11 protein-coding genes are annotated in these 11102 nt (G+C 70.5%); 7 read left to right on the plus strand and 4 right to left on the minus strand.

The annotated features are described in order from the left end of the window. Window positions 1–673: 673 nt before the first annotated feature. Entirely contained in the window at window positions 674–1294 is a 621-nt protein-coding gene (locus ACFC3F_RS07315; protein WP_376128074.1) for a DUF3027 domain-containing protein, read from the minus strand. 493 nt (window positions 1295–1787) lie between these two features. After that, the gene (locus ACFC3F_RS07320) at window positions 1788–2171 is read right to left on the minus strand and encodes a cold-shock protein (RefSeq protein WP_376128076.1); all 384 of its coding nucleotides are present in this window, start codon (window positions 2169–2171) and stop codon (window positions 1788–1790) included. Window positions 2172–2282: 111 nt separating this feature from the next. Between ACFC3F_RS07320 and ACFC3F_RS07325 the strand changes: the two genes are divergently transcribed. After that, window positions 2283–2558 carry a multidrug ABC transporter ATPase gene (locus ACFC3F_RS07325; RefSeq protein WP_376128078.1) on the plus strand — a complete coding sequence of 92 codons (276 nt, stop codon included), beginning with the start codon at window positions 2283–2285 and terminating at the stop codon, window positions 2556–2558. Then, window positions 2559–4259 carry a helicase-associated domain-containing protein gene (locus ACFC3F_RS07330; protein ID WP_376128079.1) on the plus strand — a complete coding sequence of 567 codons (1701 nt, stop codon included), beginning with the start codon at window positions 2559–2561 and terminating at the stop codon, window positions 4257–4259. It begins immediately after the preceding gene. 43 nt (window positions 4260–4302) lie between these two features. On the opposite strand, the gene ACFC3F_RS07335 is transcribed toward ACFC3F_RS07330, so the two are convergent. Continuing rightward, complete coding sequence (locus ACFC3F_RS07335) at window positions 4303–4587, minus strand: DivIVA domain-containing protein (protein WP_376128081.1); 285 nt, start codon at window positions 4585–4587, stop codon at window positions 4303–4305. Window positions 4588–4677: 90 nt separating this feature from the next. Here ACFC3F_RS07335 and ACFC3F_RS07340 point away from each other — a divergent pair, with 90 nt between their 5' ends. Next, the gene (locus tag ACFC3F_RS07340) at window positions 4678–6318 is read left to right on the plus strand and encodes a DNA repair helicase XPB (protein WP_376128083.1); all 1641 of its coding nucleotides are present in this window, start codon (window positions 4678–4680) and stop codon (window positions 6316–6318) included. 32 nt (window positions 6319–6350) lie between these two features. Here ACFC3F_RS07340 and ACFC3F_RS07345 read toward each other — a convergent pair whose 3' ends face one another. Next, window positions 6351–7223: an alpha/beta fold hydrolase gene (locus ACFC3F_RS07345; protein ID WP_376128085.1), complete on the minus strand. Its 873-nt coding sequence runs from the start codon at window positions 7221–7223 to the stop codon at window positions 6351–6353. Between the two features lie 67 nt (window positions 7224–7290). Here ACFC3F_RS07345 and ACFC3F_RS07350 point away from each other — a divergent pair, with 67 nt between their 5' ends. From ACFC3F_RS07350 to ACFC3F_RS07365, 4 genes are all read left to right on the plus strand, one after another. Continuing rightward, window positions 7291–7842 carry a TetR/AcrR family transcriptional regulator gene (locus ACFC3F_RS07350; RefSeq protein ID WP_376128087.1) on the plus strand — a complete coding sequence of 184 codons (552 nt, stop codon included), beginning with the start codon at window positions 7291–7293 and terminating at the stop codon, window positions 7840–7842. Between the two features lie 203 nt (window positions 7843–8045). After that, entirely contained in the window at window positions 8046–8738 is a 693-nt protein-coding gene (locus ACFC3F_RS07355) for a response regulator transcription factor (protein WP_376128089.1), read from the plus strand. A gap of 27 nt (window positions 8739–8765) precedes the next feature. Continuing rightward, a complete protein-coding gene (locus tag ACFC3F_RS07360; RefSeq protein ID WP_376128091.1) occupies window positions 8766–10508 on the plus strand; it encodes an ATP-binding protein in 1743 nt (580 codons plus the stop codon). 135 nt (window positions 10509–10643) lie between these two features. Beyond that, window positions 10644–10931, plus strand: coding sequence for a WXG100 family type VII secretion target (locus tag ACFC3F_RS07365; RefSeq protein ID WP_376128092.1), 288 nt, complete (start codon window positions 10644–10646; stop codon window positions 10929–10931). Window positions 10932–11102 lie beyond the last annotated feature (171 nt).

Genomic DNA, 11102 nt, shown 5'->3' on the forward strand with positions numbered 1-11102 from the left:
TGCCACGCGCTACCCAAACCTTCACTCGCGCGCGTTTATCCAGGCGCGCCTGAAGGTTCTGGTAGCGCGAGCGGATGCTGCACCCCGACCTCACTCGCCGGGGTCATCCTCGTCGGGGTCGCCGCCGGAGCCATGATCGCGTAGCAGGCTGGGCTGGGCTGAGCTGGCCTGAGCCGCATCCCGGTGCCACGCGCTACTCAAACCTGCACTCGCGCCCGTTTTTCCAGGCGCGCCAGCAGGTATTGGTAGCGCGAGCGGATGCCGCACCCCGACCTCAGCCGTCGGAGTCATCCCCGTCGGGGTCGTCGTCGGAGCCATTGGCCGCGTAGCAGGCTGAGCTGAACTGGGCTGGGCAGGGTTGGGCTGAGCTGAGCTGAGTCGCATCCCGGCGCCACGCGCTACCCAAACCTGCACCCGCGCGCGTTTATCCAGGCGTGCCTGCAGGTTTTGGTAGCGCGAGCGGATGCTGCACCCCGACCTCACTCACCGGGGTCATCCTCGTCGGGGTCACGGCCGGAGCCATGACCGCGTAGCAGGCTGAGCTGAACTTGGCTGAGCTGGGCTGGCCTGAGCCGCATTCTGGCGCCACGCGCTACCCAAACCTGCACTCGCGCCCGTTTTTCCAGGCGCGCCTGCAGGTTTTGGTAGCGCGAGCGGATGCTGCACCCCGACCTCAGTCGTCGGCGTCGTCCCCGTCGGGGTCGTCGTCGGAGTCGTCGTCGTCCGAGTCATCGTCGTCGCCCGAGTCATCGTCGTCGTCATCGTCCGAGTCATCGTCGTCGTCATCGTCCGAGTCATCGTCGTCCGAGTCGTCGAGCTCGTCGATGTCGACGCCGTCGACGTCTCCGGAGTGGAGGATCGAGGATCCGTCCTCGTCGAAGTCCGCGGCATCCAGGTCGTCGAGATCGTCGTCCAGGTCATCCTCGTCGAGGTCGTCGTCGGAGCTCTCGGCGCCGGGGTCAGCGCTCTCGGTCTCCGCGGCGGCGGCCTGCGCGGCCTGGTAGTCGGCGAGGCGCTCGTCCCACGGCACCCACTCGGGCGCGAGCAGCGCTCCGTCGCCCGGCAGCAACTCGGCTTCGAGCACCGTCGGATCCTCGTCGGCGGCGCGCGCGAGAGAAACGGTCCAGAACCACCCGGGGTAGCCGGAGAGACGGTTCTGGAACCGCAGCGAGACGACACCGTCGGCTTCGACACGGTGTCCCGCGGCGGGGCCGATCGTCGTCTCGGGAGTGATCTCCTTCAGCGCTGCGAGCGCGAGGTCGTGCGACGCGAGCAGCACGGCGTCCGGCGTCACGGGGGCCTCGGTCTCTTCGCCGTCACGGGCGGAGCCGTCCGCAGTCGAACCCTCCGCGACCGAACCGTCCGCGGTCACACCGTCGCGGGCAGAACCCTCCGCAGTCGAACCGTCGCGGGCAGAACCGCCCGCCGTCGAACCGTCGCGGACAGAACCCTCCGCGGCCAAACCATCGCGGGCAGAACCCTCCGCCGTCGAACCGTCCGCGGCCGAACCATCGCGGGCAGAACCGCCCGCGGCCAAACCGTCGCGGACAGAACCTTCACCGGCCGAACCGTCGCGGGCCGAGCCCTCCGCGGCCAAACCGTCGCGGGCAGAACCCTCACCGGCCAAACCGTCGCGGGCAGAACCCTCCACGGCCGAACCATCACGGGCAGAACCATCCGCGGTCGAACCGCCCGCGGCCAAACCGCCCGCGGCCGATCCACCCGCGTCGTCGGCACCGGTCGCGCCGGTCTCGTCCCGACCAGCGCCGGCGTCTGCCGCGTCGGGCTCAGGCATCGAGTTCATCGGCGACCTTGCGCAGTACCGCGGCGACCTTCTTGGCGTGCGAACCGCTCGGGTAGCGGCCGCGACGCAGGTCGCCGCCGATGTCGTCGAGCAGCTTGACGAGGTCTTCGACGATGATCGCCATGTCGTCGGCCGGCTTGCGCGAGCGCTTCGAGAGACTCACGGGAGCTTCGAGCACGCGCACCGAGAGCGCCTGGAGTCCGCGCTTGCCGTCGGCCACGCCGAACTCGAGGCGCGTGCCGGCTTTGAGCGTCGAGGTTCCCGTGGGCATCGCCGTGGCGTGCAGGAAGACGTCCTGGCCGTCATCGGACGTGATGAAGCCGAACCCCTTCTCCTCGTCGTAGAACCTGACCTTGCCGGTGGGCATGCGAACCTCGCTGGATGAACGGCCCGCGGATCGCGGGCAGGGCGGAACCGGAGCCGTCGAGACCCCACCCTCAAGACTACGGCACGGCACGACGAGAGTAGGCTGGAGCGGATGAGCACGCGACCCCCCGCCGACGACGTCCCCGCGCGTCGGATCGACAGCATTCTGGCGTTCACGGCCCTGGGCCTGCTGGTGGTGTCCATCGTCTGCTTCTTCTCGATCATGATCGGCACGGCGACGGGGCTCGAGCAGGCCGACTTCGCCTCGGGCATCTGGCCGGTCGTCACCGTCGTCGTGTGGGTCGGCCCGATCCTCGCGTTCGCGATGATCCTGTTCATCCTGATCTCGAGCTTCGTACGCAGAGGCCGCGCCAACCGCGGAGCCTGAGTGGTCTCCGATGAGCGGGGCCTCGCGACGTGGCTGGCACGGCGCGACGACACCGCGCTCGCCGAGACCTTCGCCGCGCGCGGCGTCTCACCGGGCGTCGGGTGGCACGACTTCTTCGATGCCGCCGCGGCCCTTCTCGAAGCGGCATCCGTCGACCGGGCGCTGACCACCCTGCCGCGGGCCGCGCTCATCGCCGCGGCCGCCGGCGACGCCTCCGCCGTGCCCGAGCGGCTCGCCCTGCGCGATGACGCCGGGCGCCCGTACGCCGCGGTCGAGTCTCGCCTCGCCGCCGCCGCGCAGGCGAACCCCGACGCCTTCCGCCCCTCGCCGACCCGGCCACCGACCCCGACCGCCGGCGAGGCCGCCGCCGCGGAGCGCGCGTTCGCGACGTCGGGAGCCCTCGCCGACGTTCTCCTGGCCTGCCTGCACGCCCCCCTCACCCGCACGATCGCGGGAGCCGTGAGCGCCGTGGACCGGCGACGACTGATGGATGCCGGTGCCGTCGAGTCGCCCGATGAGCTCGACGAACTCGTGGTCTCGGCCTCGATGGCCGGGCTCGTCGTCGCGGTCGACCGCGAATGGGTCGTCACCGAGGCGGGCGATGCGTGGCTCGAGGCGTCGACCCTCGAACGCTGGTCGACCATCGTGCACGGCCTCATCACGCGGATGCCCGAGGGGCTGCGCACGACTGCGGGCGGCATCGTCGACCCGCGGGACTGGGCCGACGCGTACCCGCTCGACACCGACTGGCCCGCGCGGGCGCGGCGCCTGCACACGGTCGCGCGACGCTGGGGTCTCGTCTCGGACGACGGCACCGAACCGGTCTGGACCACCCGGCTGCGCGCGGGCGCAGACCTCGACACCGCCGCCTTCGCGGCGCAGCTGCCCGCCGAGATCGATCGGGTCTACCTGCAGGCCGACCTGACCGCGATCGCCCCCGGTCCCCTCGCCCCCGCACTCGATCTGCGGCTGCGGCGCATCGCGCACCGCGAGTCGCGCGCGCAGGCGTCCACCTACCGGTTCACGGCCCAGTCGCTCGCGACGGGCCTGACCGAGGGCGAGACCGCGGCGTCGATCCGCGACTTCCTCGGCGCGCTCTCGCTCACCGGCATCCCCCAGCCCCTCGACTATCTCGTCGAGAGCACCGCCGTGCGCCACGGTCTCGTGCGCGTGCACCGTGATGAGCGGACGGGCACGACGCGTGTCGAAAGCGCGGATGCCGCAATCCTCGACGCCATCGCGGTGGACCAGGCGCTGCGCCCGCTCGGCCTGATCCCCGAGGCGGGGATGCTGACCTCGCGCGTCGCGCGCAACACCGTGTACTGGTCGCTCGCCGACGCGCGATACCCCGTCATCGCGCTCGATCCGGCGGGTTCGCCCGAGTCGCTCCATCGCGGCGCGCCCACGCTCGCCGCAGCGCCGACCCGCACCCCCGCCGACACGTACGCGGGCCTCATCGGGACGTTGCGCGACCGGCACGAGGGCGACACCGACGCCGCGTGGCTCGGGCGCGAGCTCGAGCAGGCGGTGCGCCTGCGCGCTCTCATCGAGATCACGGTGCGCCTGCCGGACGGCTCTGAGCGCGTCTTCGCCCTCGAGGCCTCGGGCTTCGGCGGCGGTCGCCTGCGCGGCCTCGACCGCGCCGCCGACATCGAGCGCACGCTGCCCGTGTCGCACATCGTGGGCGTGCGCCCGCTCTGACCTCGGCGGCGTCCCGGAGGCCCCGTCCCGCGAGGCCCCGGCCTCAGCCTGCCGCGAGGTGACGGCGCAGTTCCACGACGATCTCGTCGAGGTAGTCGTCGACCTCATCGGCGACGTAGCCGGCTCCGAACCGACGTGCCCTGAACTGCTGGGTGACGATGCCGTCGGCGGCGGCTGCGGAACCGCGCCCGGACTCGGCCGCCGCGAGCGCGTCGGCGCAGACGACGAGGAAGGCGTCGACCTCGTCCACGTCGTACAGCTCACGACGCAGACCGGACAGTCCCCGCGCTGTCGCGAAGCGCCTTCTGCGGATGTCAGAGCTGTGCATGCCGCGAGCGTATCCGAGGCGGCGGGCACGAACTCCGCCTCTTTCACCCCGACCCGCCCACCCCGGCGGGCACCGGTAGACTGGACGGCTATGTCTGACGGCCCCCTCATCGTGCAGAGTGACCGGACGGTGCTGCTCGAAGTAGCCCACCCGGACGCTGAGAACGCCCGCCACGAACTCGCGATCTTCGCCGAGCTCGAGCGCGCCCCCGAACACATCCACACCTACCGCGTCACGCGGCTCGGACTGTGGAACGCCCGCGCCGCGGGCCACGACGCCGAGGACATGCTCGCGACCCTCGACCGGTGGTCGCGGTTCCCCGTGCCGCCCTCGGTGTCGATCGACATCCGCGAGACCGTCAACCGTTACGGCCGCCTCGTCATCGACCGCACCGACGAGGGCGACCTCATCCTCAAGTCGACGGATGCCGCCGTGCTGGCCGAGGTGTCCAAGAACAAGCGCATCCAACCGCTGCTCATCGGCCACCCGTCGCCGGACACCTTCCTCGTCGACGCGTGGGCGCGCGGGCACATCAAGCAGGAGCTGCTCAAGATCGGCTGGCCCGCCGAAGACCTCGCCGGCTACACGCCCGGCACGCCGCATCCCATCGAGCTCGAAGAAGCGGACTGGCAGCTGCGCCCCTATCAGCGCAAGGCCGTCGACATCTTCACGGAGGGCGGCTCGGGAGTCGTCGTGCTCCCCTGCGGCGCCGGCAAAACCCTCGTCGGGGCCGCCGCCATGGCCGACACGAAGACGACGACGCTCATCCTCGTCACGAACACCGTCAGCGCGCGCCAGTGGCGCGACGAGCTGCTCAAGCGCACGTCGCTCACGCCCGACGAGATCGGCGAGTACTCGGGACAGGTGAAAGAGGTCAAGCCCGTCACGATCGCGACCTACCAGATCCTCACCGCCAAGCGGAAGGGCCAGTACGCGCACCTCGCACTGCTGGACGCGCTGGACTGGGGCCTCATCGTCTACGACGAGGTGCACCTGCTGCCCGCGCCGGTCTTCAAGCTGACCGCCGATCTGCAGGCCCGCCGCCGACTCGGCCTGACGGCGACGCTCGTGCGCGAAGACGGGCGCGAAGGCGACGTCTTCAGCCTCATCGGCCCCAAGCGCTTCGACGCACCCTGGAAGGAGATCGAGGCCCAGGGCTTCATCTCACCCGCCGTCTGCTACGAAGTGCGCGTCGATCTGCCCGCGTACGAACGCCTCGAATACGCCGCGGCGGCCGACGACGAGCGCTACCGCCTGGCCGCCACCGCCCCGGCGAAGATCGATGTCGTGCGCCGGCTCGTCGAGCGGCACAAGGGCGAGCGCATCCTCGTCATCGGACAGTACCTCGACCAGATCGAGGTGCTCTCAGACGCCCTCGGCGCCCCCAAGATCACCGGCGCGACGCCCGTCGACGAACGCGAAGAGCTCTATCAGGCGTTCCGCGAGGGCGAGATCGAGGTGCTCGTCGTGTCGAAGGTCGCGAACTTCTCGATCGATCTGCCCGAGGCATCCGTCGCCATCCAGGTCTCGGGATCGTTCGGATCACGTCAGGAAGAGGCTCAGCGCCTGGGACGCCTGCTGCGCCCCAAGCAGTCGGCCAACACCGCGAGCTTCTACACGCTCATCGCCCGCGACACGGTCGACCAGGACTTCGCCCAGAACCGCCAGCGCTTCCTCGCCGAGCAGGGCTACGCCTACACGATCCTGGATGCCGACGGCATCGCCGCCTGACGGTTCGCCCGCAGCATCCCCAGATCACACCCTCACGCCGCCGCGAACTCCACGATGCGCCGCGCGACGGCAGCGGGCTGCTCGTCGGCGAGCCAGTGCCCCGCGTCCGCGATCGTCTCGATCGCGACGTCGGGCATGTGGTCCTCGACGCCGGCGAGCGCATCGCGCGGCACGACCGGGTCGTCCGCGCCGAACAGCACGAGCGTCGGCATGATCGGCAGCCGATCGCGGTAACGACCGAGCACGATCCGCAGGAACACCGGCACGACGAGCTGCCGGTACTTCTTCGATCCGGCGCGCGCCTGCGCCCGATCGCGCAGATCGGCGAGATACGCGTCGATGTCGGCCGCCGACACGCCGCCGCGATGCGCGAAGGTCGCGAACAGCCACCGCGGCAGCCGCTGCCGACCGCCCCGCAGCAGCCGCGCGCCGAGCCCCGGCACGGCGAGCGCGTACTGGAACCACAGGTACTTCATCGACCCCACCATCGACCCCGTCATGCGCAGATACATCGGCGGCACCGACATCACGACGAGGCGAGAGACCCGCTCCGGATGCCGCATGGCGAGGTCCGCCGCCACGAGAGCGCCGATATCGTGACCGACCACGACGGCGCGCTCAATGCCGAGAGCATCGAGAAGCCCGAGCACGTCATCGCCCAGGACCTCGAGCCGATACGACCCGCCCGGCGCACCGCTGCGCCCGGATCCGCGCAGATCGGGAACGACCACCCGCGCGTGCGGTGCGAGCAGCGACGCAACTCCCGCCCATTCGCGCGAACTCTGCGGAAACCCGTGCAGCAGCACGATGGGGGTCCCCGCCCCCATCTCGACGACGTACAGATCGACGCCCGCGAGCGACACGGTGCGCTCGACGGCCGCGGCAGCATCCCCTGTCTCATCCATGGCGCGATCGTACTACGTTCGTAGTGCCGTGTCACTACATCCGTAGTGACACTGGTACGCTCGCCGCATGCCCAGCATCCGGGAACGTGCTCTCGACGCAGCCGTCGAGCTCATCGGGACCCAGTCGATCCGGGCACTCACGCACGCCCGCGTCGACGAGCGGGCGGGTCTGGCCCGCGGTTCGACCTCCAACCACTTCCGCACCCGCGCGGCCCTGCTCGCCGGCGTCACGCAGTGGATCGCCGACCGCGAGAGCAGCGATCTCGGCGCCGCCGCCGCACGGCCGTTCGACGACGTCGACGGCTTCGTCGACCTCTTCAGCGACGCGATCGAGCTCCTCACCGGGGTCTACGCCGTGCGCACACGCGCGCGCTACGCCCTCTTCCTCGAGGCCGCGTCCGACCCCGACCTGTTCGCGCCCCTGCACGCGCAGCGCGAGGGCCTGGCAACGTGGGCGCGGAACCTTCTGACGGCACTGGGTGCGCAGCATCCGGATGCCGCGACGCAGGCCTTCATGGCTTTCAGCGACGGCATCATCCTCCATCGCCTGAGCGTCGAGCCGGACGCCCCCGTGCGCCCGGTGGTCGCGATCGCCGTCCGCGGCTGCCTCGCCGCCTGACCGCCCGCGTCCACCGCCCACCCCGAACCGGTCGCCCTGGGCAGGACCGGCCGATTCCGCCGGAATTCCGCCTGTTCTGGCCAGAACACCCGGTGCCGACGAACGGGCTCAGGATGCCGCCGAGCTCGCGTGCGCGGGAGCGTGAAGGCGGCTCGCACACAGATATCCAGCATCCGCATCACTTCCGGTGCCAGTATTGGCCTATGACCGCACCGCGCATCCTCGTTGTGGACGACGAACCGAACATCCGCGACCTGCTCATCACGAGCCTCCGCTTCGCCGGGTATCAGGTGAAGGCCGTCTCGAACGGAGCCCAGACGATCTCGGCTGTGCTCGAAGAGGAGCCGGACCTGATCATCCTCGACGTCATGCTGCCCGACATGAACGGGTTCAGCGTCACCAAGCGCCTCCGGGGCGCCGGCTATACGGCGCCGATCCTCTTCCTCACGGCGAAGGACGAGACCGAAGACAAGATCGCCGGCCTCAACGCCGGCGGCGACGACTACGTCACGAAGCCGTTCAGCCTCGACGAGATCGTCGCCCGCATCCAGGCGATCCTGCGCCGCACGATGCAGGCCGACGAAGAGTCGGTCATCCGCGCGGGCGAGCTGACGATGGACCAGGACACGCACGACGTGCAGGTCGGCGACGTCTCGATCGATCTGAGCCCCACCGAGTTCAAGCTGCTGCGCTATCTCATGCTCAATCCGAACCGCGTGCTGTCGAAGGCGCAGATCCTCGACCACGTGTGGGAGTACGACTTCAACGGCGACGCCGGCATCGTCGAGAGCTACATCTCGTATCTGCGCCGCAAGATCGACCCGCACTCGACCGAGCCGCTCATCCAGACCAAGCGCGGCTTCGGCTACATGCTGAAGGTCGGCAAGACCACCTGATCGGTCGCACAGACGCGAGGGGGCCGCGTGGCGCACCAGACTGACCCGGTCACCCGATGGTGGCGCGGAACGAGCCTGCGCGCCAAGGTGACCGGCGTGACCGTCACGGTGCTCGCGCTGGGGCTCACCGCGACCGGTGCGGGTGCGAGCGTGTTCCTGCGCAACGCTCTCATCGTCAACCTCGAGAGCACCGTGCAGCAGGTCGCGGCGACCGAGATCGGCCTCGGGCTGTTCGACATCACGCTCAACGAGGGCGTCGTGGACGCGACCGAGAAGGAAGAGGTCCCGCGCACCGATTACCACGTGGCCCTCTACCAGTCCCTCGATCCCGGGGAGCTCGTCATCTCGGCGGGCGCGGGCGCGCCGACACCGGCGTTCCCCGCCGACTATTCGCTGCAGAAGACCCATGGCGAGGGCACCACCCCGTTCGAGCTCGCCGATCCGGAGACGGGGACGCGGTTCGTCGCGAGCGTGGCGCCCCTCGAGCTTCCGGGCGGCACGTTCGTGCCGCAGCTCGTCGCCGCCTCGGTCGCCCCCGTCAATCAGGTCGTGACGACCTTCCTCAGCATCTACTCGATCCTCGCGCTCATCGTGCTCGTGATCGGGGCGTTCGCGACGCGCTGGCTCGTGACGTTCGCCTTCCGCAGCCTCGGCCAGGTCGAATCCACCGCCATGGCGATCGCGGCGGGTGACTTCGGGCAGCGCATGACCGACATCGAGCCGACGACGACCGAGGTCGGGCGGCTCAAGACGGCCATCAACGCGATGCTCGGCCGCGTCGACACCGCGATCACGCAGCGCGATGCGACCGTGCGGCAGATGCGACGCTTCATCGGCGACGCGAGCCACGAGCTGCGCACTCCCCTCGTCACGGTGCGCGGCTACGCCGAGCTGTACCGGATGGGTGCGATCCGCAGCGAAGAAGACATCGCGCAGTCGATGGACCGCATCGAGAGCGAAGCGAAGCGCATGGGGTTGCTCGTCGAGGACCTCCTCGCGCTCGCGCGTCTCGACGAACGCCGCGACGTCGTGATCACGCCGGTCGACCTGCGACCGATCGCCCGGGATGCCGCGCTCGACGTGCGCGCGACGGCGCCCGGTCGCCGTGTCACGGTCATCGACACGACCGCCCACGAGCCTCCGCGCCCGCCCACGACGCCGCGCGAGGACATCTCTGAGAGCGAGCGCAAGCGCCCCTCGACCTCGGCGATCGCGGCGCTTCTGCGTCGCAAGCCCAAGCCCGCGCCGACCGACCCGGCGCCGGATGCATCCCCGGCCGAGCCGGCCGAACCGCCCATCGTCGCGCATCCCCCCGCGGATCCGGTGCCCATCGTGCTGGGCGACGAGAACCGCGTGCGGCAGGTCGTGACGAATCTGCTCGGCAACGCCCGGCGCTTCACGACGGCGGACTCGCCGATCGAACTGCGGATCGGAGTCGATGCCGCGGCATCCACCGGATGGGTCGAGATCGTCGACCATGGCGAGGGTGTGCCCGATCAGATCAAGGAGAAGATCTTCCAGCGCTTCTGGCGCGCCGACACGTCGCGCACGCGCGAGACGGGCGGTTCGGGTCTCGGCCTGTCGATCGTCGCGTCGATCGTCGAGGCCCTGCACGGGTCGGTCGGAGTCGTCGACACCCCCGGCGGGGGTGCAACCTTCCGCTTCTCGCTTCCGCTGGCGAAGGGACGGGATGCCGCCGAGCATCTGCACCTCGAGACGCAGCCGCTCCCCCGTCTGCCGCAGAGCCTCGCCGACGACGCCGGTCGCTGACGGCTCCTCCCCAACCGAGCCCGGGGATCATCCGTCCACCGCTCGGTCGGCACGGCCTCGGCGAGACGGACCGGGCGCCTACCGTTGCGGCAGAGCGGGCAGCATCCGGCAGCCCCGTCCGGAAGGGTTTCGTCCATGGCCGTCTTCTCCGTCGACAGCGACGCCGTCCTCTCGTCCACGACCGCCGTACGCGGCACGATCGACCGGCTGCAGGCCGAAGTCGCCGCGCTCATGGGGCAGCTGACGCAGCTGCAGGGTTCGTGGACGGGCGCGGCGTCGGTCGCCTTCCACTCCAGCGTCGAGCAGTGGCGCGCGACGCAGCGCACCGTCGAGGACTCGCTGACCGGGCTCAACGCGGCACTCGCCACGGCGGGCCGCCAGTACGCCGACGCCGAGCAGGCGTCGATGAGCCTGTTCCGCTGAACGACGAAGGGCCTCTCCGCTGGGGAGAGGCCCTTCGCTGTGAGGCTGGGGTCTCGATACGCCGCCTACGGCGGCTCCTCGACCTTGACCCATCGCGGGTCAACGCGGCGTCGCCGCAATGACCCGCGCGGCGTCAAAATTCCATGCCACCCGTCGGGTCGGCGGGCATCG

This window comes from Microbacterium sp. NPDC055910 (assembly GCF_042271185.1).
Lineage (GTDB): Bacteria > Actinomycetota > Actinomycetes > Actinomycetales > Microbacteriaceae > Microbacterium.